The organism is Methanosarcina mangrovi, assembly GCF_052057765.1.
GTDB lineage: Archaea > Halobacteriota > Methanosarcinia > Methanosarcinales > Methanosarcinaceae > Methanosarcina.
The window spans coordinates 648,396-673,178 of record NZ_CP195120.1 but is presented as its reverse complement, the minus strand read 5'-3'; the positions used below and the strand labels follow the sequence as shown (position 1 = coordinate 673,178).

General features: G+C 43.1%; 25 protein-coding genes and 1 pseudogene. 17 read left to right on the top strand and 9 right to left on the bottom strand.

Annotated features, from left to right (window positions below):
- The first annotated feature begins 8 nt into the window (after positions 1-8).
- The 14 genes and pseudogenes from ACSAZL_RS03215 (at position 9) to ACSAZL_RS03150 (ending at position 13,146) form a co-directional block, all read left to right on the top strand.
- Positions 9-593: a DNA-directed RNA polymerase gene (locus tag ACSAZL_RS03215; protein ID WP_440947299.1), complete on the top strand. Its 585-nt coding sequence runs from the start codon at positions 9-11 to the stop codon at positions 591-593.
- Positions 594-624: 31 nt separating this feature from the next.
- A complete protein-coding gene (spt4, locus tag ACSAZL_RS03210; RefSeq protein ID WP_011023600.1) occupies positions 625-810 on the top strand; it encodes a transcription elongation factor subunit Spt4 in 186 nt (61 codons plus the stop codon).
- Between the two features lies 1 nt (position 811).
- Positions 812-1,399, top strand: coding sequence for a GTP-dependent dephospho-CoA kinase family protein (locus ACSAZL_RS03205; RefSeq protein WP_440947298.1), 588 nt, complete (start codon positions 812-814; stop codon positions 1,397-1,399).
- Positions 1,380-1,685 (top strand): 30S ribosomal protein S24e, encoded by a 306-nt coding sequence (locus ACSAZL_RS03200; protein WP_440947297.1) that lies wholly within the window; start codon positions 1,380-1,382, stop codon positions 1,683-1,685. Before ACSAZL_RS03205 ends, ACSAZL_RS03200 begins: the two co-directional genes overlap by 20 nt.
- Before the next feature lie 21 nt (positions 1,686-1,706).
- The gene (locus tag ACSAZL_RS03195) at positions 1,707-1,856 is read left to right on the top strand and encodes a 30S ribosomal protein S27ae (RefSeq protein WP_048137678.1); all 150 of its coding nucleotides are present in this window, start codon (positions 1,707-1,709) and stop codon (positions 1,854-1,856) included.
- Positions 1,857-2,288: 432 nt separating this feature from the next.
- Complete coding sequence (locus ACSAZL_RS03190; RefSeq protein WP_440947296.1) at positions 2,289-2,429, top strand: hypothetical protein; 141 nt, start codon at positions 2,289-2,291, stop codon at positions 2,427-2,429.
- A 1-nt stretch (position 2,430) separates the two neighbouring features.
- Positions 2,431-2,592 (top strand): hypothetical protein, encoded by a 162-nt coding sequence (locus ACSAZL_RS03185; protein WP_440947295.1) that lies wholly within the window; start codon positions 2,431-2,433, stop codon positions 2,590-2,592.
- Between the two features lie 802 nt (positions 2,593-3,394).
- Entirely contained in the window at positions 3,395-3,655 is a 261-nt protein-coding gene (locus tag ACSAZL_RS03180; protein WP_440947294.1) for a hypothetical protein, read from the top strand.
- Positions 3,656-3,718: 63 nt separating this feature from the next.
- Positions 3,719-4,603, top strand: a pseudogene (locus ACSAZL_RS03175) (tetratricopeptide repeat protein); the annotation flags it as partial.
- Between the two features lie 21 nt (positions 4,604-4,624).
- Positions 4,625-5,965 carry a tetratricopeptide repeat protein gene (locus ACSAZL_RS03170; protein ID WP_440948771.1) on the top strand — a complete coding sequence of 447 codons (1,341 nt, stop codon included), beginning with the start codon at positions 4,625-4,627 and terminating at the stop codon, positions 5,963-5,965.
- A gap of 48 nt (positions 5,966-6,013) precedes the next feature.
- Positions 6,014-7,618, top strand: a complete 1,605-nt coding sequence (locus tag ACSAZL_RS03165) for a tetratricopeptide repeat protein (RefSeq protein ID WP_440947293.1) — start codon at positions 6,014-6,016, stop codon at positions 7,616-7,618.
- Between the two features lie 107 nt (positions 7,619-7,725).
- A complete protein-coding gene (locus tag ACSAZL_RS03160; protein WP_440947292.1) occupies positions 7,726-10,788 on the top strand; it encodes a tetratricopeptide repeat protein in 3,063 nt (1,020 codons plus the stop codon).
- A 167-nt stretch (positions 10,789-10,955) separates the two neighbouring features.
- On the top strand, positions 10,956-12,599 hold the full coding sequence (locus tag ACSAZL_RS03155) for a bifunctional N(6)-L-threonylcarbamoyladenine synthase/serine/threonine protein kinase (RefSeq protein WP_440947291.1): 1,644 nt from the start codon (positions 10,956-10,958) through the stop codon (positions 12,597-12,599).
- Complete coding sequence (locus ACSAZL_RS03150; RefSeq protein WP_440947290.1) at positions 12,592-13,146, top strand: XTP/dITP diphosphatase; 555 nt, start codon at positions 12,592-12,594, stop codon at positions 13,144-13,146. Before ACSAZL_RS03155 ends, ACSAZL_RS03150 begins: the two co-directional genes overlap by 8 nt.
- A 107-nt stretch (positions 13,147-13,253) precedes the next feature.
- On the opposite strand, the gene ACSAZL_RS03145 is transcribed toward ACSAZL_RS03150, so the two are convergent.
- Complete coding sequence (locus tag ACSAZL_RS03145) at positions 13,254-13,607, bottom strand: hypothetical protein (protein ID WP_440947289.1); 354 nt, start codon at positions 13,605-13,607, stop codon at positions 13,254-13,256.
- A 319-nt stretch (positions 13,608-13,926) separates the two neighbouring features.
- On the opposite strand from ACSAZL_RS03145, the gene ACSAZL_RS03140 reads away from it, so the two are divergent.
- The gene (locus tag ACSAZL_RS03140; RefSeq protein ID WP_440947288.1) at positions 13,927-14,526 is read left to right on the top strand and encodes a hypothetical protein; all 600 of its coding nucleotides are present in this window, start codon (positions 13,927-13,929) and stop codon (positions 14,524-14,526) included.
- Positions 14,527-14,558: 32 nt separating this feature from the next.
- Here ACSAZL_RS03140 and ACSAZL_RS03135 read toward each other — a convergent pair whose 3' ends face one another.
- Together ACSAZL_RS03135 and ACSAZL_RS03130 are read right to left on the bottom strand one after the other, a co-directional pair.
- Positions 14,559-15,296, bottom strand: a complete 738-nt coding sequence (locus ACSAZL_RS03135; RefSeq protein ID WP_440947287.1) for a cyclase family protein — start codon at positions 15,294-15,296, stop codon at positions 14,559-14,561.
- A 162-nt stretch (positions 15,297-15,458) separates the two neighbouring features.
- Positions 15,459-15,644 (bottom strand): DUF362 domain-containing protein, encoded by a 186-nt coding sequence (locus tag ACSAZL_RS03130; RefSeq protein WP_440947286.1) that lies wholly within the window; start codon positions 15,642-15,644, stop codon positions 15,459-15,461.
- A gap of 160 nt (positions 15,645-15,804) precedes the next feature.
- Here ACSAZL_RS03130 and ACSAZL_RS03125 point away from each other — a divergent pair, with 160 nt between their 5' ends.
- Both ACSAZL_RS03125 and ACSAZL_RS03120 read left to right on the top strand, forming a co-directional pair.
- Positions 15,805-16,866: a radical SAM protein gene (locus ACSAZL_RS03125; protein ID WP_440947285.1), complete on the top strand. Its 1,062-nt coding sequence runs from the start codon at positions 15,805-15,807 to the stop codon at positions 16,864-16,866.
- A 272-nt stretch (positions 16,867-17,138) separates the two neighbouring features.
- Positions 17,139-17,795 carry a metal-dependent hydrolase gene (locus ACSAZL_RS03120; protein ID WP_440947284.1) on the top strand — a complete coding sequence of 219 codons (657 nt, stop codon included), beginning with the start codon at positions 17,139-17,141 and terminating at the stop codon, positions 17,793-17,795.
- A gap of 245 nt (positions 17,796-18,040) precedes the next feature.
- On the opposite strand, the gene ACSAZL_RS03115 is transcribed toward ACSAZL_RS03120, so the two are convergent.
- From ACSAZL_RS03115 to ACSAZL_RS03090, 6 genes are all read right to left on the bottom strand, one after another.
- On the bottom strand, positions 18,041-19,174 hold the full coding sequence (locus ACSAZL_RS03115; protein ID WP_440947283.1) for a DUF362 domain-containing protein: 1,134 nt from the start codon (positions 19,172-19,174) through the stop codon (positions 18,041-18,043).
- A gap of 216 nt (positions 19,175-19,390) precedes the next feature.
- A complete protein-coding gene (gene nadE / locus ACSAZL_RS03110; RefSeq protein ID WP_440947282.1) occupies positions 19,391-20,455 on the bottom strand; it encodes an NAD(+) synthase in 1,065 nt (354 codons plus the stop codon).
- Between the two features lie 134 nt (positions 20,456-20,589).
- Positions 20,590-21,612 (bottom strand): hypothetical protein, encoded by a 1,023-nt coding sequence (locus ACSAZL_RS03105; RefSeq protein ID WP_440947281.1) that lies wholly within the window; start codon positions 21,610-21,612, stop codon positions 20,590-20,592.
- Positions 21,593-23,071, bottom strand: coding sequence for a class I adenylate-forming enzyme family protein (locus ACSAZL_RS03100; protein WP_440947280.1), 1,479 nt, complete (start codon positions 23,069-23,071; stop codon positions 21,593-21,595). Before ACSAZL_RS03100 ends, ACSAZL_RS03105 begins: the two co-directional genes overlap by 20 nt.
- Before the next feature lie 5 nt (positions 23,072-23,076).
- Positions 23,077-23,322, bottom strand: coding sequence for an acyl carrier protein (locus tag ACSAZL_RS03095; RefSeq protein WP_440947279.1), 246 nt, complete (start codon positions 23,320-23,322; stop codon positions 23,077-23,079).
- 333 nt (positions 23,323-23,655) lie between these two features.
- Positions 23,656-24,336 (bottom strand): 4'-phosphopantetheinyl transferase family protein, encoded by a 681-nt coding sequence (locus ACSAZL_RS03090; protein WP_440947278.1) that lies wholly within the window; start codon positions 24,334-24,336, stop codon positions 23,656-23,658.
- Positions 24,337-24,783: the final 447 nt, after the last annotated feature.

The following is a 24,783-nucleotide window of genomic DNA, read 5'->3' as shown; positions in this document are numbered from 1 at the left end:
ATTAGCAGATGTATAAATTAATGAAACTCGTTGATACTGTTCGCATTCCTCCCACCCTTCTCGGGGAAGAAATAATGCCTACCATTAAAAACGCGTTACGGGAAAAACTTGAGGGGCAGGTCGACAAAAAGCTTGGCTCCCTTGTCGCTGTTTACAATATCGACGAGGTAGGAGAAGGGCACATCCTCGTAGGAGACGGGGCTGTATACTATGATGTGACATTCGAAGCCGTAATGTTCATTCCGGAGCTTCAGGAAATCATTGAAGGGGAAGTCGTGGAAGCTGTCGGCTTTGGAGTTTTTGTCGGAATGGGCCCGATGGACGGGCTGCTCCACGTCAGCCAGATTACTGACGACTTTATTTCTTATGATGCTAAAAATGCAAGGCTTGTCACGAAAAACGGAGGCAAGTCAATTGCCGAAGGGGACCATGTAAGAGCGAGGATTGTTGCGGTCAGCATCAATGAAAGAGAACCAAAGGAAAGCAAGATCGGGCTTACCATGCGCCAGACTGCCCTTGGGAAACTGCAGTGGCTTGAAGAAGCCCGCAGAAAGAAGCAGCCTCAGGAAGCCCCAGGCGAAGAGACTGCCTGAATAAAAAAGAAAGCAAAAAAGAGGATTTGCAATGTCAGAAAAAGTCTGTCGACACTGCTTGAGGGTCCTGGAAGGGCAAACCTGTCCTGTTTGCGGGACTTCGGACCTTGCAGAAGAATGGAGTGGACTTGTTATTATCCTTGACACAGAACGCTCGGAAATCGCAAAAAGACTCGGGGTCGACATCCCGGACAGATTCGCCTTGAAGGTGCGCTGAGTTGAGTGTTCACATCGAACTTCCGATAGAACTTCGCCCACTTATGAAAAGACCCCTGGGCACTTTATACAGGGGAAAGGGCAGGGATACCATAGAAAAGTTTGTAGGAGAGCTTGCAAGCCCCACAAAACTTATATCCGTAGGGGATGTTACTACCTTCCACCTGCTCGAAGCCGGGATTATTCCGGACATCTGTATCGTGGATAACCGTACCAAAAGGAAACCGGTGTCCAGAGATGTGTCGGACCGGAACAGGGATAAAGTCTATGAAGAAGTTTCGGTTGACAACCCTGCAGGGATTATCACCGATGAGCTGATAAAAACCCTTTGTGAAGCGTTCGCCTCAGAAAAGCTTCTCCGCATTTTTGTAAGGGGAGAAGAGGATCTGGCAACCCTTCCGGTAATTCTTCTGGCTCCACTGGGGTCTGTGGTCCTTTACGGGCAGCCCGACGAGGGTGTGGTCTTTGTGAGAGTTACGGAGAAAAAGAAAGAAGAAATAAGGGTACTTTTTGAAAAGCTCATCAGCAAAAATCAGAATACTGAATTGGATAAGATACGGAGAATTCTAGATGGACATAAAGATCCTTAAAGATAAAAATAATTCACTTTTAAACAGAAGGGAACTGGATTTCATCGTGAAATATGAAGGTTCGACTCCTTCCAGAAGTGACGTCAGGAACAAACTTGCTGCAATGTTGAACGCCCCCCTTGAACTGCTGATCATCCAGAGGATCAAAACCGAATACGGGATGCAGGAAAGCAAGGGCTATGCAAAGCTCTACGCAGATGAAGCCCGCATGAAACAGGTAGAACAGGAATACATCCTGAAGAGGAACCCTGCCCCGGGAGCAGAATCTGAGGAAGAAGAGGCTTAAGCCTTACCGAGGTGTATAAACATGGCAGTAAAAGATTACTACAAAGTCCAGGGCGACTCCGTAACCAGACTCAAACAGTTCTGTCCCAGATGCGGACCCGGCGTATTCCTTGCCGAACACAAAAACCGCCTTGCCTGCGGAAAGTGCGGCTACACCGAATTCAAGAAATAACCCTCACGGGAAAAACATAACTCATTTTTCAACCCGGACCGCAGGAACTTCCTGCGGCTCCTTTCATTCACGCTCTCTTCCGCGAGAAAAATCTATCAAACTTTTTCTTCGTACGCCCAGGTACCACCATTAAATATTCGAGTCTCCTCTTTGCAATTTTCAACAAATTCGACTACTTTTTCTTGGAAGTTGCCGCAGGGCTCCTTTCAATATTTATATTTTTCCAGACCCTAATTATTTATCATATAAATGATAATTAAGTGAGATTTTTAGGTTATTTTCATGCAATAATTTATCTATTTTGTATGCTAATTTATATTAGAAAGTAACATCTCAGATTTATGTCATTTTTGAGAATATCTACAGGACATCTACGGAAAGACTGACACCAGATAGCTGACAGGAGCTGTTTTGCAAGGAGGAGGATAAAATATGCCTGATGAACGTGCGAAAACAAAAATCGTCAGAGTAAAGAATATTCACATAAAAAACCTGAAAGTAAAGGGTTTGAGACCAAAACCTCTTATTATAAAGAACCTGAATTTAAAGGACATCAGGAAAGCAAAGGGGTAACATGTCAGAGAAAAACACAAGAACGAAAATCATCACAATAAAGGACTCGAACATAAAAAACTTTAGAATAAAAGGTCTTGGGCCAAAACCCTTTATCATAAAGAACCTGACCTTAAGGAATGTCAGGCTGATCTTCAAACTCCCGCCGGAAAAGAAAGAGTAAAATGAAAAGGAGTTAAAAGGTTAACTTTGGTGAGCGAACTCCGAAAATAATAATTTGATTCATCAAACATAGAATTTCGGGAGCTAATAGAGCTTCAGATCCTGGTAAAAATCTACAAATCATAATTCTCTAGGATAAAGCGAACTTTTTGATAGATCGACAAGGAAAAATTCTAACGAGATAAACGTGTTTATCTATTATGCATTTAAATATTCAATACATATAAAGAGTTAATCTTTTTTGAAATTGTATTCAAGATGTTAGTAATCTAAAAATGAAACAAATTCAAATCTCAAAAAGATTACTTGTTTTTGAGATCGTGGAACATTACAAAGAATTTGAATCATAGGTACTAATTCTCAAATTTTATTATTTATCTCTTTCTCCACAGTAAATTTTCGGACATTCAAGGCGTCAAGCTATTGATTTCCAGCAATAACATGAATTGATTGGATTTCTGAGCAGGAATAAAAATGAATAGAATGGGGTTAGAAACCTAAAACAGAGTATCCAATTTCATCAAGTTCAAATTTGATCCTCTGTTATTTGAAGATGATTTGAAGACGCTATCTGGAAAAATATTCATTTTCGAAAAAGTATTGCAGAATGTAGTATTTATACGCAATTTCTCGAATTATAAATAAGAATTAGAACTAAGAATTAGAAATATGGTGGCAAATATATAATATTAGAAATATATCCTATTCGCGATATTAATCGTACGCATATAAGAACATGGGAATCCATTATGAATCATTCGAACGCGAGAGCATGGTACAGAATAGGACTTGCGCTTCAAAAGATGAAAATGGAAATGCAATCAAAAGAAGCTTTTCAAGATTGTTTGATAATCCTTAATGATTGCATCAAATATAATGAGAAAGACAAAAATAAAGAAAAATTTAACCTATGGAATGACAGGGGTCTTACTCAGGAGATGCTTGGCGATCTGGAGAACTCAGTAAAGGCATATGATAAGGCATTGGGAATAATAGAAGCAAAAATAAAAACATTAAGTCGTAGATCAGATAAAAAGACCAAACGAAAAATTAAAGCAATATAGAAATATGCAGTCAACATATAGAATAATAAAGGGAATGCACTTTATAAATCAAAAAATTATAGTGATGCCTTTGAAATTTTTAATAAAGTACTTAAGCTAGACCCCAATAATTGCTTTGCACATAAACTCTTAGGTAATGTATATTATCAGCAAAAAAAATATGAGGAAGCTCTAAAAAACTATAAGAAAATACCAAAAAATGCTTCTGAATATGCAGATGCCTTGTATAACCAAGGTGCAGCCTTTCGTAAGCTTAAAAAATATAAAAAATCGATACAGGCTTACAATAAAGCTTCTGAACTATATAACAAAAATTTAGAATTATACAGTAAGGATAAGAATTCTGAACAGTACATCAGGGATCTTGAATCCTACAGTAAGCGTTTTAGAGATTACAGTGAGGATCTTGAATCCTACAGTAAGCGTTTTAGACTTTACAGTAAGGATCTTGGACCCTACAGCAAGCGTTTTAGAGATTACAGTAAGGATCTCGAATCCTACAGTAAGCGTTTTAAACTTTACAGTGAAGATTTTGATAAGGATAAGAATTCTGAACAGTACATCAGGGATTTTGAGTTTTACAGCAAGCGTTTTAGAGATTACAGTGAGGATCTCGAATCCTATAGTAAGCGTTTTAGACTTTACAGTGAAGATTTTGAGCTTGATATTAAGTGTTCTGAGGCTTTATACTGGAAAGGTATCACTTACCAAGAATGGCCTACACGCACTAAATTAAAGCCTACGTTTTTATGTTTTGACTCTAAGCTTACTAATGAGTATAAAGCAAAAGAGTCTTTTAACGAATCTTTAAGACTACTTGATGAAAAATTGAATCAGTGCTGGGAAAATGCAGAGATCTGGAACTTAAAAGGTTTTTTACTTTATAATACCAGGCAGTATAAATATGCTATTAGTGCTTTTAAGAAAGCAACCAAAATAAATCCAGATTTTGCTGAAGCTTTTTATGGCATGGGAATAACCTATTATCAGCTTGAGAACTACTTTGAAGCCCATACTGCTTTTTCTAATGCGGTAAAAGTTAGTCCTATTTTGTACATAGAAGCTAAAAATTACATTGGCCTTACTTTTATAGCGATTGGCGAACATGAGAAAGCCATAAATTGCTTCGACGAAGTAATTCAGAAACTTGAGAAGTTGCCGAAAGAAAGCAATGATCGCAACGCAATGGAGAATTTATTGAATGCAAGAATTTATAGAAGTACTGCTCTCGAGGTGCTTGAGAAATACGAAGAAGCAATAAATACTCTTAAATTAGTATTTGAAGAAGAGAAGTCAGAGAATAAAAATATTTTGAGTAGAATAGAATTTACTCCAAAAGGGCTTGATAGATATAAAAAGTCACTAGACAAGTCAGTATGTGACATGGCAAACAGAGAAAAAAAAGCAGATTCATTGAATAAAATCGGACTTGCACTATTAAACATGCAAACTTCCTCAGTCTCTGGAGATCAGCTTAGAGAAGCTGCCAAATTCACTTTTGAGAAAGCCCTTGAATATGACAATGGGAACAGCCAGATTTGGTACAATAAAGGAGTTACTCATTCTTCTCTTAAAAAAGACAAAGAAGCCATGAAGGCTTTCAATAATGCAATAGTACTTGATCCAAGAAGCTCACTTGCTTGGTATAAGAAAGCCCTTTTATACCATAAACTTGGTGAAAACAAGAAGTCTAGAGAAACTTTTGAAGATTTTATTCATTCATCGTATGAAAGTAAGAATAAAGATCTCGAACATTTATTTCTCAATAAATATAAAAACGTGATCGAAGCCATAGATAATATAAATATTCGTTCCTCTAAAAGTAAGAAAAGAGAAGATTTCACACTTTTCTCTGCACAAGACGCCAAATTTCTACACGATAAGGGTCTTGAACATTTTTTTCTCAAAGAATATAAAGATGCAATAGAAGCCTTCGAGAAAGCTTTAAAACTTAATGAGAATTACACCAGCGCCTTGAAATTTAGAGGACTTGCATATTGTTATCTGAGAGAAAATGAAAAAGCTCTTGATTCTTTTGAGCAAGCAATAAAAATATATGATAAATATTCCGGGATTTGTAAATCACTTAAAGATGAATCAAGTGAAGATATTGCTGACATATTATGCTTTAAAGCACTTATTCTCAAGAGAAATGAAAAATACAAACCTAAAATAAAAGAGGAAATGTATAAAAAAAGTTTAGAACAATCTATAAGAACCTTACAAAATATAAAGAATAGTTCTCACTCACATCAAAAATATAATTTTTCTTTGAGTGTATTCAAAAAAATAGGGATTATTCAAGAATAGTTCAAACTACACGATGAAGCTATCGAGACTTTCAACGAGATATTGGAATTGTGTCCTTATGATATTGATACTTTAAACTATAAAGGGATAGCCCAGTATGAGCTTAAACAATACCCCCAGGCATTGGAAACATTTGAAAAAGCAATTAAAGTAGATGGGAAGAATCCAGACGCGCTAAACAACAAAGCAATAATTTTAGCTAAAATGAGATGCTGTGATGTTTTTGTTTATGATGCACTTAAAATGTGTAAAAAAGCTACTAGACTGGACAAGAAGCATCACGAGTTATGGAGTGATAATGGTGCTGCATACTATTTTCTAGAAAAATACAAGCCAGCTGCTGAAGCATTCAAAAAATCCACTGAACTTTATCCTAGCTGCCCTTATGCATGGAGTATGAGAGGGCTTTCACATTTTAAGCTCGGAGAGTATAAACCAGAAGAATATAAAAAAGCCTATAAATGCTTCTTAGAAGCGTTAAAACTAGATCCTTACAATACAGAGGCTCTAAACCTGAAAGGTATAACGCTTTATAGGCTTAATGAACCAACCAAAGCTAAAGAAGCCTTTGAAAAAGCTAAATTAATAAAACCAGAGGATCAACTCACACTTAATAACTTGGGATGGCTCCTTTTCAATTTTGGGAATTTAGATGAAGCTCTTTTGCAGATAGAAGAACTTGAAGAATACTGTAATACTGAAGATACAAGAGAAATATCAAGAGAATATGATAGGTATGCCCGGCAGATAAGCTGGGGATGGTGCCTCAAAGGTCAAATTTTAATTAAGAAATTAAAGTATTCTGAGGCAATTAAATCTTTTGAGCAAGCCATCAAATGGGATAACACATTCCCAATTTATACTCTCTGGCATACATATGCTAGATATCTCAAAGCAGAGTTTAACTATGGAAAAGAAAAACAAAAATATAAAGAAGAACTAGCAGTTAAATATCAAGAAGAGATAGCCTCAATTATCTCTGATCTGGAAAAAGTAAAATCATATGAAAATAACGCCGTACAGGCGTACGTTCTCTACTTTCTAGGCGTCTACTACTGCAAAGCACAAAACTATTTTCGAGCTAAAGATAAGCTGAAGGAATGTATCGATTTAAAGCCAGGTAAGGACAGTCGTCTAAAAACCAAAGGTAGACTTATTCAAAATATTACCTCCTTAATGCCAAGAAATTCATCAATGAAAGTACAACCTTGTGCACGTAAACTTCTTGGTGAGATATGGATTTATCAGATAAAACCCTCTTGGTGGCAATGGTGGCTTTACCATCCATTAAATGGAATATGGAATATAATCTTGTTTACAATTATTGTTAGCATTTTCATAATAATAATATTGTTGAGTATCGTGTACTCTGATGAAAATAATATAAACCAATATTTGATGATTGAAGTAATAATATTATTTATATTATTTTCTCCTAGTATAAGTCGTATTAAGGCAAAAGATATAGAGATAGAGACTCAATCACCAGCTTTTTCTTCGATTGAATTTTATCCAGAAATGCCACCCTTCGATCTAGAAGATTCCCGCCCTATAAAAGATCTTAGGAAGAAGCTTTTAGAAGATATACCTGAAAAAATGGCAGAAACAAGATTATACAGAAAGTCTTCGATAAATAATCCAAAACAGCTTTAATCCATTAATACTTGGTAAATAAGTAACTCTTTTCTGTAGACGTATATATAGCCGTGAGCAGATATAATTCTACACAAATATTTTTAGAAGAGAACTCCGGGGGGAATATGCAATCTCTTTATGCCAGAGCCTGGTACAGTAAAGCCCTTGCTCTTTTGAACCTGAAAAATCCAATCGAGTCAGAGAAAAATTTTGAAAAGGCTCTGGAAGCTTTCGATGGCCTGCTCGTGATAAATCCGCAGGACACGATAGCCTGGCAATATAAGGGAAATATATTGCGATATCTGGACCGGCCTGAGGAAGCTCTGGAGGCTTTTGAAAGGGCTCTTGCTTTTGACCCGGATAATGCTTCTGCCCGCTATTTTAAGGGGCTTACACTCGGGTACCTGAACCTTCCTGAGCAAGCTCTGGAGGCTTTCGAGGGAGTTCTTGAAAGAGATCCGAAACATGCCGGAGCTCTTTACTACAGCGGGCTTGCCTTAAACCAGCTTGAGAGACATATCGAAGCCGTTTCAGCCCTCTCGGGAGCTCTTGAAATAAATCCCGAAAACCCTGGGGCCTGGTACTACAGAGGAGAATCCCTCTACATTCTGGGAAAGAGTGCGGAAGCTCTTAAAGCTTTTGAAGAAACTCTGGCACTGGAACCCTCACACGCAGGGGCATGGGAAGGCAAGGCAAAAGCATGCCTTTCCCAGGGGAAAAGAAGGGAAGCTTTGAAGGCATGTGAAAAGGCTCTGGAGCTTGGACCCTCTTCTGCAGAAGCATGGGAAACTCAGGGGAAAATCCTGGAGGGCATCGGGAAAAAAGAAGAAGCGCTCGGAGCTTTTGAAAGAAGCCTTATGCTTGAGCCCATGAATGTAGAAAACAGGGCCAAAAAAGGCAGGCTGCTCGGAAGTCTGGGAAGGTATGGAGAAGCACTTGAAGCGTTTGAAAGTGCGCTCAGGATGGACAGTTCTCTTCCAGAGGCAAAAATCAACAGGGGAAAAGCCCTGCTTGCTCTTGGAAACTTTCAACAGGCGCTTGACTCATTCAGGAAAAACCTTGAAGAGAACCCTGAGGATTCGGAAAGCTGGGGAGGGGTGGGCAGCTGCTCCCTTGCCCTGGGGAAATATTACGAAGCAATGAAAGCTTACGAAAAAGCCCTCTCCTTCGGGCCTGAAAACGGCTGCATCATGAGCGGTATCGGAGAAATCTATTCTCAGCTCGGGGACAGTTCCAGAGCTCTGGAGGCTTTTGAACAGGCTCTGAGGCTTGATATCGAAAATGCCTTTGCCTGGAACGGGAAGGGAAATGTGCTCTGCAGGCTCGGAAAATACCAGAAAGCCCTCGAAGCTTATGAGAATCTCCTTACACTTGATTATGAAAGCCTGCCTGCCCGCTACAACCGCGGAATTGCCCTCTCCAGGCTTAAGGCCCTGCAAAAGGAGGCTGAAGAGTCTCTTGAAAGCCAGCTCCAGACCGCTTTTAAGAAATACCTTGAACTGTCCGGGAAGCTCCCTGAAGATAAAATAGGGGTTGAAGGCTGGAAATACAGGGGGCTTGCTTTTGCCGAACTCGGGGAGTATAAAGAAGCCCTTCAAGCTTTTGATAGGGCAGCGAAGTACAGGTCCGGGGATATCTCTCCCCTGACCTGCCGGGGAATTGCCCTTATATGCCTTGGAAAATATGAGGAAGCTCTGGAAGCTTTGGAGCAGGCTGAAGAGCTTTTTTACACAGGCATAGGCGCAGAAATAACCGGAGAGCCCGGGGAAGAAAGAGAAGCGGAAATGTCCTGGGCTCTGGATACCGCCGGAAAAAAACCCGTTCTGGAAAGGCTAAGGACCGCGAAAGGCTTTGCCCTTGATGCACTCGGAAGGTATGAAGCCGCCCTGGAAGCCTTTGAAAGTGCCGGGAAGCTTTCGGGGAACGGAAAAATAGCCTGTTCAGGAAAAGGCCTTGTTTATGTACACTGCGGAAAATGGGAAAAAGCCCTCGAAGCCTTTGATACGGTCCTTATCTTTGATCCGAAAGATACCCCGGCTTCGATAATGAAAGCCTTTGCCCTGATAAGGCTTCAGGAGTTTGGGAAGGCTATTGAACTTCTCAATCGACTCATAGCAGAGAATATATACCCCGATCTTTCCTCCTGCCTGCTGGGTTTTGCCTGTTCAAGGCAGGGAGATTTTGATCGGGCCTTGAAAGCTTACAGGACAGCAACCGAAAAAAACCCGAAAAATATTCATGCCAGAAACGGGCTTGCAGAGATTTACTTCAGGCTTGGGAACGGCAGGGGGGCATTAAAAGAGCTTGAAGCTTCAATTGCAGAAGCTCCGGAAAATGCATTTTCAAGGAACCTGAAAGGCAGGGTGGAGCTTGAAGAACAGGCATATGAAGACGCTCTTGAGTCTTTCAGGCTGGCTCTTGCCCTGGATACGGAAGACCAGAGACTCCTGCTCTGGGACGCATATGCCAGGTATATGTATGCAGAAGCTTCTTTTGAGGAAAACAGTGCACGTTTCAGGTATATGCTCCTTGCGGCTGCCGGGAAACTCGAAAAGGCAGCCATTTGCCAGGCCCCCGAAGACGATGAACTGAAGGCTTACGCCCTGTACTTCCCTGGCCTTTTTTACTGCAAGGCCAGTTACTTCCGAAAAGCTTCCGAAAGGCTTGAAGAATGCCTGAAGCTTGAGAATTCCGGGAAGGTAAAACAGCCTGCAGCCCTCCTCCTTAAAAATATCCGGACAGGACGTCCGGGATCGGTATGGTGGGAGTGGTGGCTTGCTCCGGGAAAGCACGGGACTATCAAAAAAGCAGGCTTCGGGCTGCTTTTCCTTTTGATCTTCAGCCTGCTGCTGTCCCATCCTGCAGCCTCAACCCTTCCCCTCATATCCTGGCCTGCATCCATTATAAGCCAGGTTTTTTACCCGGCCGGGGAAAACAGTGCCTTATGGGCACTTTATGGAAAAGAGTATCTAATCTCGATTCTGATTTTGTCCGCCCTCCTGCTCCTCCCGGCGTTCGGGTCAGGCAAGCCGGAAAAAGAAGAACTTGAACTTGAAACGCTTACCCCGCCGCCTCCGGACTTTGACATCCCTGCATCCGTTCTGGAAAAATTTAAGGAAAAACTTGAAAAAAGCCTGTTCTCTCCGGAACCCATGAGAGAAAGCGTGGAAAAGCTCGGGAAGTTTTGAAATCCGAAAAAGAATGTGAAGTCCATAAAAGAAGGGAAAGCCCATAAAGAAGGAGAACTCAAAAACCTTCAAGAAGGTCCGAAAAGCAAATGTATATAACCCCCTCCGATATTATCGAAGGCAGTGACAGCAAGTAGAGGAGAAGGACTGGAAGGAGACCGGAAGCCTTGAAAAACACATTTATCCTTGGAATCGAAGGCACTGCCTGGAACCTGAGTGCCGCAATCGTGACCGAGACCGAGATCATTGCAGAGGTCACGGAGACCTATAAACCCGAAGTAGGCGGAATCCACCCAAGGGAAGCCGCCCAGCACCATGCGAAGTACGCAGCAAGTGTTATCAAAAGACTCCTTGAAGAAGCAAAAGAAAAAGGAGTGGAACCTTCAGATCTTGACGGAATAGCTTTTTCACAGGGACCCGGACTCGGACCCTGCCTGAGAACCGTTGCAACCGCAGCCAGGATGCTTTCCCTGTCCCTGGGTATTCCTCTTATAGGGGTCAACCACTGCATCGCCCATATAGAAATAGGGATCTGGAGAACCCCTGCAAAAGACCCTGTAGTCCTTTATGTAAGCGGGGCAAATTCCCAGGTGATCTCATATATGGAAGGGCGCTACAGGGTCTTTGGCGAAACCCTTGATATCGGCCTTGGAAACGCCCTTGACAAGTTTGCGCGGGGAGCAGGACTGCCCCACCCCGGAGGACCTAAAATCGAAGCCTGCGCAAAAGACGCAAAGCAATATATCCCTCTGCCGTATGTGATTAAAGGGATGGACCTCTCCTTTTCCGGGCTTTCCACGGCTGCAAGCGAAGCCCTGAAAAAAGCCTCTCTTGAGGATGTCTGCTACTCATATCAGGAAACAGCTTTTGCAATGGTTGTGGAGGTTGCGGAACGCGCCCTTGCCCACACCGGAAAAAATGAAGTGCTGCTGGCGGGCGGGGTTGGAGCAAACACCAGGCTTCGCGAGATGTTAAATGAGATGTGTGAAGCCAGGGGAGCGAAGTTCTATGTGCCCGAAAAACGCTTCATGGGCGACAACGGGACTATGATCGCATACACCGGACTCCTGATGTATAAGTCCGGAAATATTCTCTCCCTCGAAACTTCGCGTGTGAATCCGAGTTTCAGGACCGATGATGTGAACGTTACCTGGATAAAGGAAGAGGAGATGAAAAAGGTCCCTGAAATCTCTCCCGAGACTTTCCTCAGGGCACCCCCCGGAGAAAGGCTGGACAACGGGGCTGAAGCTGTTATTTACCTTGACGAGGGTCCGGAAGGGAAAAAGGTGCTTGTCAAGGAAAGGGTCCCGAAGGTTTACAGGCATAAAGAGATAGATGAAAGGATCAGGAGGGAAAGGAACCGGACAGAAGCCCGCCTGATTTCTGAAGCCAGGCGCGCAGGAGTGCCCACGCCGATCATCTACGATGTTGAGGAATTCAAGCTCAAAATGCAGTTCATCGAAGGAGTCCCCATAAAGTACCTTATAACTCCCGAGCTTTCCGAAAAGGTCGGAGAGCTTGTAGGCAGGCTGCACAGTTCAGGGATAGTCCACGGCGACCTTACCACCTCAAACCTCCTGCTTGCAGGGGAGCGGCTTTATCTCATTGACTTCGGGCTTGCCTATTTTGACAGGAGCCTGGAAGCAAGAGGGGTGGACGTCCATGTACTTTTCCAGACCTTTGAAAGTACGCACCGCGACCACGAAACCCTTGTCAAAGCTTTTGAAAAAGGGTATGGAAGTACTTTTATAGATTCAAAGGATGTACTCAAGCGAGTTGAAGAGATAAAAAAGAGGGCTCGCTATGCATAAGATCGTTTTTGTTACAGGAAATAAGGGCAAGTTTGCCGAGGTAAGGGATATCCTCAAAACTTTCGGAATCGAAGTCATTCAGGAGAAAAATGGGTATCCGGAACTCCAGGAAGACGAACTTGAACCGATTGCCGCTCACGGGGCACAGTATGTTGCAAACAAACTGAACATGCCTGTGCTGGTAGACGACTCCGGGATCTTCATAAATGCCTTAAACGGCTTTCCGGGCCCCTACTCCCGCTTTGTGGAAGATAAACTCGGAAACCTGAAAGTGCTCAAGATGATGGAAGGAGAAGAAGACAGGACCGCGTACTTCAAAACCGTAATCGGGTACTGTGAACCCGGAAAAGAACCCCTGGTTTTCCCCGGGGTAGTTGAAGGGAAAATCGCATACGAAGAGCGGGGCACTGGCGGCTTTGGATATGACCCTATCTTCGAGTACCAGGGCCTGACCTTCGGGGAACTCGGGGACGCCGAGAAAAATAAGGTTTCCCACCGACGCAGGGCTGTTGATAAGTTTCTGGAATGGTTTACCAGCAGGGCTTAAAAAACCCTGCACAAAAAACCCTTCATCCTCAGAGAAATTACCGGCAGAAACCTGTTTACTTAAACTTACTTAAGCTAACTTAACTTATTCTCTTTTTCCACTTTCATTTATTCTTCCAGTTTGTGTTTAAGCATATCAAGAGCCACGCTGAGCTGATTCAAACCCAGTTTCAGGGCAACGGTAATGATCTTGTTATTTGAAGTATGGCCAAACTCTCGTTTAATTGCAAATAAATCCATTATGCACTGCTGGTCCAGGACCAGAGGCCCGTCGAGAAGGTCTTTTGAGGTAGGTTTTTTACTTTTAATCTCAACTTTTCTCGGCTCGGCTTTTGACTCACTTTCCGATTTTGCAGCCCCGCCCCCGATTTCCGGGGCTTCTGGTATCTGCCCCTGGAAATATTCCATTTGCTGGAGACAGTGAGTCAGACAAACGTTTATTACAAATTCTTCAACTTCCATGTCATTAATGGCTGCATACTTTTTGATTTCCTCAAGCTGCTCCTCAGTAAAAGGGATACATAACAGATTTTCATCGCATTCTTTGTTTATCCCAAACCCTCCTGTGTTTTCTGATAATTACCTTTCGTTTTCGTTATAATATTATTTTTAGAACATTATTTTATTCAAGCTTTCTTTTAGCAGTCGTCTCCTGTTACCCTTTAACCGTCCTCTATCTTCAAGTTTTCCTTTTAGTTTTTTTGCTGCCGGAAAAAATACTCACTATATTCCATCTTCCTTAAGTAAAATTTTTTATTGTGTTAAGAGGATTTATCTCTATATGAAGAAAATTATTTCCGACACTGTAGCCGCAGATACGATTCCTCTTAAACTCGTAGTATATCTCGGACTTCTGGCCGCAGTGGTGTTCCTTCTGGCTCAGGCCTGGAATATAGCTTCGCCTGTCCTTCAGGAAGCGGAAGTTAAAAATCAGGTCGAAACCGCTTCCCTTTCCCTGCTCTCAATCCAGGAAGGGTATGCCCGAGATCCTGCAGACAGATACGGCCCTGAAGGCAGCATGTGCACCCTGAGCTTTTCGCTTCCTTCCTCTGTCAGGTACATCAGTTTCGGAGTGGACCCCGATCAGGAATGCAACGGCAACCTGACCGACTCCGGGTGGGTTCCGGAAAACAACACCCTTATCTACCAGTACAAAAACGGAGTTAAGAAGAGGGTACTGATCGAAGGAACCCCCGTTCACTTTATAAAAGGCACCCGGAATTCGGAAGGCAAATGGGTCCCTGCCGAAGATCAGGACATCAGCCGAAAGGTTTCAGGGCTCGAAAGTACGGGAATAGTGATAGAATCCCCGGTTTCAGGCGAGTTCCTGTTCGAGATGGTTACCCGGGACGGCATAAGGTATACAATGGCCAGGTTCTGAACAATAGTCCAGTTCTGAAGATCAGGAACAAATCAGGAGTAAGAAATCAGTAACGCTCTTGCCGGAGCCCCATCGCAGCCCTCAACTTTCAGGGGGAGGCATAAGAAAAAATACATTCTTGCCTCGACTGAACTGAGGTCAAGACATTCCACAATGTTCACGTTGTTTGAAAGCAACATGTGATGGGCAGGCAGGCTTTCTGAGGAGAGGCTGTCCACAGAAAAACCATCGATTCCTACTGTTTTGAACCCGTTCCGAACAATCCAGGCTGCACCGGTTGCATCAAGGTAAGCAGAATTCTCTGATGACTCCTCAAATTCCCTTTCTCCATCGGGTTTCCCTGCCTGAAAGCTCGAAATCTCGGAATTTTCTTTGTTTCGGAAAGAAGCCTTTGTTTTCAGGAGGAGAATAGAAACACCTGAACCACTTTCAGTTGCTGTCCCGTCCGGATAAGCTTCATCAAGGATGGAACCTGTCAATGCCCCGCCTTTCCGGGAAAAATCCAGAACGACTGCTTCACCTATAAGGCTTTCAATGGCCAGGCTGTCAACCGGAAGCCCGCCTTTCAGGACATGAGACGGGGCATCAACGTGCGTGCCCGTATGGCTTCCGAAACTCAACCTGGATACTGCACAGCCGTCCTTTTCGAGAGTGAGAAACCTTTCGATTGAAGGCTCCGGGTCTCCGGGAAAGATTGGCGTAGAAGAAGAAATAGGGACTGTGATATCCAGGATCTTTCCTTTAACCGGTATTTTTTCAGGGGAAAACATCTCTTCCGACCTTTTCCTGATTTTGTGTTATAATTTCATTCTGACTTTGTGCTGTTTCAGTCCTTCTTTGAGTTCATGTCACGACTTCGTGTTTATATCATTACGACTTCGTGTTCGTGTCATTCCGACTTATTTCCGATGCCGTTCCGCTCAATTCTCGGCTCATTCCATATAAATAATGGACCTGTTAGTACATTCATCTATGCATTTCATGCAAAGGTTACACTTTTCAGGATCAATTTTTGCAAGTTCGTTTTCTTCGTAAATGGCACCCACAGGACAGATGTCCTTGCATTTGCCGCACCTTTTGCAGCCGAAAACTACAACATAGCCATCCATATCTGACATTAGTGAACCTTTGGCACCTGATAGATATATTCATTTCTGAGCCATCGTCTCCGAACCGGCTCCGGAAAAATTCTTTTTCATTGCTTTTCCCTCATAAGACGTAAGGGACAACATGAGGAAACAAGCCTTATATAGGACTAAAGAATATGCAGTTTCAGGTATGGAAAAGTTCACCGAGGATCAGACAGGCTCTTTTTGCAGCTACCTTTCTGAAGGCTGCAGGCTCTGCCAGCAGGGTGCCAAAATGGTGCTATTTATAACGGGGCTCTGTCCTAAAAGCTGTTTTTACTGCCCTCTTTCTGACGAAAGGCGGGGAAAAGACCTGGTTTTTGCAAACGAAAGGCCTGTAAAAAGTGATGAGGATTTGCTGAAAGAAGCCGGGCTTATGGACGCCCTCGGGACAGGGATTACCGGCGGGGAGCCCTTACTTAAAGTTGAGAGGGTCCTGTACTACATCCGCCAGCTTAAATCTTCTTTCGGAAAAGGTCACCATATTCACCTTTATACCTCGCTTGCTCCGGACCGGGAAACCCTTGAAAAGTTAGCAGAAGCAGGCCTTGACGAAATCCGCTTTCATCCTCCGCAGGCGGTATGGGGAGAGCTCGGGCACAGTCCTTATGCAGATGCTCTTCGAAATGCAAAAGCGCTGGGAATGGAAATCGGAATGGAAATCCCTTCCCTTGAAGGAGCAGAGAAGGTTGCGGCTTTTGCAGAGGAAATGGGAGTTTTCCTAAACCTGAACGAACTGGAATTTTCCGATAATAACTCGAAAGCCCTTCTTGAAAACGGGTTTTCCCTGGAATCAGATACTTCCTGCGCTGCTGCAGGTTCCCATACGCATGCTGAAAAGGCTTTTCAGGCGTGCAAAAGAGTGCATTTTTGTTCCTCGACCTATAAGGATGCAGTCCAGCTGCGCAAAAGGTTTCAGAGAATTGCAAAAAATACAGCAAGAGAATTTGATGAAATTACGGAAGACGGTACCCTCATCTATGGGGTCATCAACGGCGGGAACCAGTCGCTTGCAGAAGAGATCCTAAGGGAGATCGAAGTTCCGGATGAACTTTTCGAAGTAAAGGAGGGAAAAATCGAGGTCGCCTGGTGGGTGCTTGAAGACCTTAAGGACGGGCTTAAAGAAGAACTCGAACCCCTCGGAACAAGGCTTTTCATAATCGAGAGGCATCCTTTTGAAGATGGACTGCTTGTCGAACTGATCCCCCTCTGAGGAAATCCGGCCTGAACTATATCCTTATCCATTTTAAAGAAAGCAGAGGGAATTTTTTTAAGTAAGTCCGAAGGGAGGCAAAATTTTATAGAATATCGGGTAATAGAGTCTAAGAGTCAAATAGAGTTCAAGAGTTAAAAATCTCTGAAAGCTAAGTCTGAAAGCTAAGTCTGAAAGCTAAGTCTGAAAGCTAAGTCTGAAAGCTAAGTCTGAAAGCTAAATCTGAAAGCTAAATCTGAGAGCTAATAATCTCCTTCCGGATTAGATAGGAGATGGGAGACTCTGAACACTTTCAGATCCCTTTCGTGTGGAAAAAACGCTATACATTTGAAAAAGGGTCCCTTATGCCGTATCCTGTTGTACATGTCCTATTTTTTTGGTTTTGTGTCAGCGCCGTAGCTGTATTTGCCATAGCAAAAACGATCTCTCGCAGAGAGCTCTCATCCAAAGACTCAAAGAAGCTACTACTGCTGATGTTTGTCGGAGGTTTATGCACTCTATTTCCGGATATAACGGCTGTATATAATTTGTTCGTAAACGGCACTCTGGATCATTGCTCTATTGGCCCGATCCCCACACATTCACTTCTGTTCGGTTCTACTGCAATCTTTTTCGGGATGCTTGTCGGATATGCAGCATACAGGGAGCTCGATAAAGCACTGTACATGGCAATTTTTGCCGGGGCTGCCTTCCTCACTCACCTGCTGTTAGACGATATCTCAGAAGGAGGCATCGCTTATCTCTATCCGCTGTATGACGGACGTATCAGCGTATTCTCATTAATGGATACAGGGTTTGCAGAGGCCGGCCTGTTTAAGTATCTGATAGGATCTTTTGTATCCGTTTTCTGTGTTTTTGCTGTAATATTAATGGCATTATTTGCTTTGAGTCGCTTCGGGTTTGAATTCAGTTACAGGTCTGAAAAATAAAAAAGGACTGAACTCTGGACTTTCCGACCCATACAACTTTATTCACCACCCTCTTCCTTCAATCTATTTCTTTTCACTTCTTCCTGCTTTTTTGCAGTGGAACCAGGCAGGCTTACGGAGGCGCTTATCTTTGCTGGGATCGAAAAGCAGGTATGAGGGGTGTTGACGCATTCATCCCATGACTGAAGTCACAGGTTGTCCTGCTTATTTTGATCATGAAGGGTTTCCGTCATGTGAGGGTCTTATCAGGTTCCGCTTCGGGTTACGATTTTCATGAGTAAAGACTTTTTTATTTCTACCGCATCATTCGGACACAGTTCGCGACAGCAGTAGCACTGAATGCATTTTTGCTGGTTGATTTTGAGGGATCTCCCCACTTCCTCAATCGCGTTCGCCGAACAGTTCATGACGCAGGCTTTGCAAAATGCACAGCTTGAGGTGTTGATGAAAGGCTTTACAGTTAACTGCTTTCGAAGAATTCCAATAAGAAAAGACGGCAGATAGGCAGTAATTCCGCCTTCCGACCTTTTGAACCTGACCTTTACTTCTTCCAGAGGCGTGCCAACAACCTCCGGATGTTCAGTCCCAAACCCCCTTGAGAGTGCAACTTTGTTTGTAGGGACTTTTAAAGGGTCGATTCCGATGAGCTCGGAAGCCACGATGTCCAGGGCTACACAGTCATAACTTGCCATGACCACGCCTGCAAAGACAGGGATGCCGTTCGCAGGACCGTTCCCCTCCATTCCCAAAACACCGTCCATAACTGCAAGATGAGGTTTGACGATAGAGTAGATATCGAGAACTGCATTTCCAAAAAGGGCCCGGTCTTCCAGGGCATGTGCCTGTTTCCTGTTTTTCTGAGGTATGGTTCCAAATAAGTTTTTGACTGCCCCTGTATAGAGTGTCAGTTCATGCGTCTTGAGTTTCGGAAGTGAGATTACAACATCAGCCTCAAGGACTGCTTTTGCAATATACAGGCGCGGAAACTGTCCGGCGTCGGGCACAGCGACCTCGGTGTAACCCGAGGTCTCGAAATTGATAAGTTCCACACCGAAAGCGGATGCGACACCTTCGGTTCCCGATGCGCGAAAAGCCTCCGAAGTCGTCGTGGAACCCGGTTTCGCAATCCCTGACCCGTCTCCTATAACAGGAATACCTCCTGCCTCCATAACCAGTTCACACATTGCAGCCACTACTGTGGGATGAGTGGTGACAGCATCTTCCGGAGCCCGGATAGCAAGCACGTTGGGTTTAAGAAGCACTCGATTACCCGGAGATATAACACTCTCAAGCCCGCCTATCAGGGCAAGTGCCTCCTTAATCGCAGCTTTTACACCTGAATAGTCGGAACAGCGTACTATGGAAACTCTTGGGTTCATGCTTATCAATCGGAATTGTTGATAGAATTAAAGTTGGCAAGAACGCTGGTATTGTTGCCTTTCGAGAGGAAAAACATTTTAAGAGAAGGTATCTCTTAAGGGAAAAATGCCTCTTAAGAGAAAGGTACCTCCTGGGTATCTCTTAAGAGAAAAAAAATCTCAATGGTTTTTGTTGCACGTTCCATACGGCCCCATTCAGTTTAATAAACCTGTGGGTTACCTTTCCAGATAGAAGACCGGGGGAGCAGCCCGTATATATTCTGTGGTATCTTTTACCCGGTTAATATGCTTCCAGGCTTTTTCGATAGTACCTCTTGGAAGCCCGGTGTTCTTTTCAGTTGTCTCCAAAGACAGTTTATGTTCCTGGGCATACAGGAGCTGGTCTATAAGATGCATGGGCATACGCCAGTAGAACTCCTCGTCAGTCGTATAGTGGCTCCAGGTGTCGGCACTTGGCGGGCGCTTTATGATTTCCTCATTTACCTTGAGGTGTTTTGCCAGAGCATAGATCTGAGTCTTATAGCAGTCTGCAAGCGGTTCGAGATCCACGCCACCGTCTCCGTATTTCACATACTGGCCCAGGACAACTTCGGTTTTGTTGGTTGTGCCGCAAACAACGTAGTTCATCTTTTCAGCATACATATACTGAACTAACATTCTGGACCGCTGTTTGACACCCTGAAGCCCGATAAGTTCAAGATAGTCATTCGCCTTCAACCTGTGTTTGGAAACCGTTTCCCCGTCCTTTATCAGTCGAATATAAGGAACATTCAAAAGTTCCAGGTCAAGGAAATTAGGCAGAACAAGTGAAGTCTTGTGGATTCCGGGATCATATTCGGGACAGGCACGCTTTAGAACCTGGTCTTTCTTCTCATAAATATTAAGGGCTTCCAGAATTGGAGAAATGGGGACTTCCTCATATGCAACCCCCAGGTTTTCGCAGATTCCCGCTCCCAGGGTTTTGCTGGAAGGAGCCGACTCCATCTCAGGGAGAAGAAGGCCGTATACGTTTTCCTTGCCAAACTCCTGTACACAGAGGGTAAGGGCTACGGCTGAGTCAACACCTCCGGAAACTCCCAGAACAACTCCTTTTTTCTTAAAAACCGTGACCTGCTCTCTTATAAAGCCCCTGAGGTTTGCGGCAAGCTTATCAATATCTCTGTTCAGTTCGTCCAGAATCTGCACATTACTGCTATCCACTAACTTCCCGGTATTACTTCTTGTTAACTGCCCTTCGTCACTCTCTATAGTCTGCCCTACACTACTTTCAGTTATCTGCATAAATATTACTCTCCTGATCGATTATCCGTTAGGTAATTAAGTACACGTTTAAACTGCCGGCTATTATGTATCGAATCACCGAATTTCTGATGAATGGCCCTTTGCTAAGATAATATCAAAATAAATTTTCAGCATTATTTTTGCGAATTATTGATCTTTATTTCAAGCTTCTCTGCCGCATCATCTATCAGCTGCTGCGAGAGTTCCTGATGAAGTTTTTCCAGCCCTTCCTCCCTTGACATTTCCCCGCTTCGGACAAGCCCTGCTATATCAAAGGCATATGGATGGAAGCCGTACTTTTCCAGATGGTTATAGCATGCAAAAGAATTCAAGGTACAGTTGGTTGAATTACTGTCATTGAGAGCAGGAGCTTTCCACCCGAGATTCACTACTGTCTCAAGTACTTTGTCTTCACTGTAATCCCATAGACATAACGGGTGCAGAATGGAAGGGGCAACCCCGCCCATATTTTTGATTACCTCATTTTTAATAATGAACTGCTCATCCCTATCATCAACGCCTATTTTTTGAAGCTGCTTTTCAAAAAGGTTCCTTGACCACTGTATGAAATTAGCCGATAGATTGATTATGGGATTGGGAGACTGCCCCGCTGTAAAAGCAAAGACGATAAAAGGCGCGTTCTGGACTATTGCCTGTTCCATCAGTTTCTGTTTGATGATGCTGATACAGATATTGCATATGTCACTTGCCCTGTATTTGGCAAACTTCGGGAACGCATCACAGGATTCGGCTGCCTTTCGGAAGAGCTCGTACAGGACCTCCTTTTCCATTGTCAGCTTAAAATAATCGCATCCCGTGATCTCGCACATTTTCCTGGCGTTTACTACGGCATAATCCGAAGTGAACCCGTTATCAAACTGGACAGCAAGGACTTTCAGGAATGGATAGTCTTTTTTGAGTTTGTAAAGTGTGTATGAAGAGTCTTTTCCACCTGAAAGTGCGAATATGACATCATAATTGCCCCTGCCACTGTATTCTTTGAAGAGTTCTTCAATCCTGTTAAGATACTGCTCCTTTTCCTGTGGAGAAAGAGGAGAATAAGTCTCACAGAAATGGCAGAGACCGCTTTCTTCGTTAATTTCTATGCCTGGAATATCCGAATCCAGAACACACTTTTTACATACTAGCTTTGACATGCTGGTACTCCTCTAAAATGGACCTGTTGGATATTTTCCCGTTCTCACTCAGCGGTAGATGGTCAATGAAGAGGATCTCTCTGGGGTAAAGGTAGCCTGGCAGGTTTTTCCTGCAAAAAGCAAAAATTTTATCGACTTCGGTTTCCTGATTCGGTATGACCATGAGGCTGATAGCGTTGCCCATAAGCTCGTGGGATACGGGCACAACAAAAACACTGGAAACCTCATTGTTCATCTCGATCTCTTTCTCGATTTCCCTCGGGTTAACCCTGTGGTCACCTATTTTGATGAGGTCATCCTTACGGCCAAGCAGCCTGAGGTATCCTCCCGGAAGTTTCTGCGCCAGGTCTCCTGTATGCATCCATCCGTCGATGATCTTCATTTCAGTTGCTGCTTCATCATTCAGGTAACCCAGCAGGATATTGTCTCCCCTGGCAACAAGCTCACCTGCGACTTCAGGTCCTACCGGCCTGTTTTCAGAGTCAAAGACATCCAGTGTAACCCCTGGAATCGCCTTTCCTATCGTATCGATAAATTCGTCCACGTCCTCTGCCGGCAGGTAGGCAAGCCTTGCTGTGGCTTCGGTCTGACCGTACATTGGCAGAATCTGTGTACACGGACTTAATTCCCTGATACTCCGTACGATAGCCCGGTCCATGGCTCCGCCAGCAGATGCAGCGGTCCTGACATTCGCAAAGGCTTTTCTGAACCTTTCCGGGTACCTGAGAAGAATACGATAGGTGCTGGGAACTCCATAGAATATGGATACTCCGGATTCAACGAGATTAAAAACCGGGTCTATGAAACTCATTGTTCCGGTATGGATTGCCCCTCCGGCCATCAGGTGGGAATTTATTATCGAATTCCCGAAGGCGTGATGGGGAGAGATTACAAGTGCGGCTTTATCTTTTGAGGTTATGTTCAGAACCTCGATTATTGATCCGGCATTCGAGACCAGGTTTTTATCGCTTAACATAACCCCTTTGGGAGTGCCTGTTGTGCCGGAGGTGTAAAGCACCAACCTCAGTTCGGGATTATTTCTCTCGCATATCACTCTTTTGCTGAGGGTTTCCACTGCAGTATCATCCGAAACAACGATCACGGTTCCAAAACGCTCAAAAAATCCGTCTCCGAACCTTAAGTACTGTTTTTTCGTTGCAATTATGTTGTTGATGCAGGCAGCGTCAAGGATTCTTTCAAGGCTTAACCCCGGCAATTCGATTGGCAGGGGGATTGCAATGTTACCTGACCGGTATACTGCCATAAGTATTTTTATATAGTTCATGCCGGGCTCGGCGAGTATTGCAAACCCGCAGTGCTCAAAGTCAGTAAGAGATAAGGCAATCGTGCTTATATCCTCATCAAGGCGACTGTAAGAAATGGACTTTTTACCCTCTTCGAGTGCAGTCTGGTGAGGAGCATTTCTGGCATGCTCAGCGATATAAGCATCAATTCTCATACACGTCACTTCGCCAGTCTGGTTATCAGGTTGGTAATCCCTTCTAGAGAATCGAAATTTTCCGGAGTCAGCATATCTTCAGGAATTTCGATAGAATACGTTTCACTGATATAGTCTATCAATTCAAGTAAACCGATAGAATCTATGATACCATTCTGGGTGAGCGAGTCACTATCCCCAAGAACAGTCCCCTGCTCCATGAAAGAATTGTCCTTCAAATAACCAAGTATACCATTCTTTATCTGTTCCATGCAATCTTACCCCTTTACTCAAATTATATAATTATACAAGTAACACACACTTTGCCGTATTAGTTCAAAGCCTAGAGGTAATTATGCAATACAACTATATAAAGAATTTGAAACATTTGAAACAACTTATTGACGGAAAAATCACTGGAAAAAAGTTCGGAAGAGCTGAACAGCATCAAGGTATGGTACTCGGTTCACACAGGTTTAGCAGTAACATGACCGGAACTATGAATGAAATGACTTGAATTATGAATGGAATTAATTTATGAAACCATATATACACAATTTAACAAAAAATAAAGTTTCCACAAAAAAGTATCAAACATGCTTGCTTCAATCAGAACTAATTTTCCCAAGGCGGCTGATCTTAATAGCATGTGAGTCCGAATTGGTAATGAGAGAAAAGATATATTTATTGTCAAATAAATAGCTTGAATAAAAAGTATTATTGAAGTCCGTCTCTTTACTGAGAATTGATAACATGGGCTTATTGGAAAATTTACAATAGGCCTCTTTCAGAGTCCACGCCATCAAAAGGTCGGCATCACGTTCTGATTTGTCAGGAAATGGAGATGCTGGTTGAAGGTATTTCAAAGTATTTTTTAGTGCCAGCGGTCTTTGAATTTCAATATCAATCCCAACCTTGACTTTTGAGATTGCAAGAGTTGCGACATTTTCAGTGTAGGATATGCAGATATACAGCTCTTTATGGTTGAGTATATGCACTTCTCCGAACTCATCCTTATAAGTGGAGATTTCCAGGATAGAACTTTTGTTAAAGAGCTGGCACAGGACATGTTTCAAAACCGTTCTGGAAACAACATATCTTTTTTTGAAATATGTAGTTTTTAGTTTTTTTAGACATTCTCTTTCGCTGTCGTTGAGACATTCCGTGTCCGATGCGTCATAATTATCCAGATCAATAAGAAAAATAAGAACATCGTTTTGTGCCCATAAATGAGGGAGGTTTTCCAGAGGAACGGAGGAGAGTGTAATTGAATTCTCAGTGTACATACAGCTCACAGCGTATTTACTATAATTACTAAATTGACCGTATATAAAAGCCCGTATCCCCAACTTATGAAGAAATATAATAGAACTTTTTATTTTCTTTCCGCTAAAAAACTCAGGTTCTATTTTGGGGATTCGTCCTGGAACCTCCAAAAAGATGGGAATTTAGTCTGTATATATCTACTTCTATCTTTCATTCTTCTTATACATCAAGCTTTACCCGACAATTTTTATTTGCTGTTTTTCTCCCAACCTCATTCACAGCCCCGCTCTGAAACGGTATCGTGGTCGTGAAAAGCTTATTGTGGACAGCAGAAGAAAGCCCCTGAAGGGGAGAAGAAAGGAAGAAAAAAAGGCCTGAGAAGTCAGGGCAAATTCTCTCAATCTTCTCCAAACTTCGATGAATTGGCAGATATCAGAAATAATATGTAAATTAAAAGTTAAAAGTGC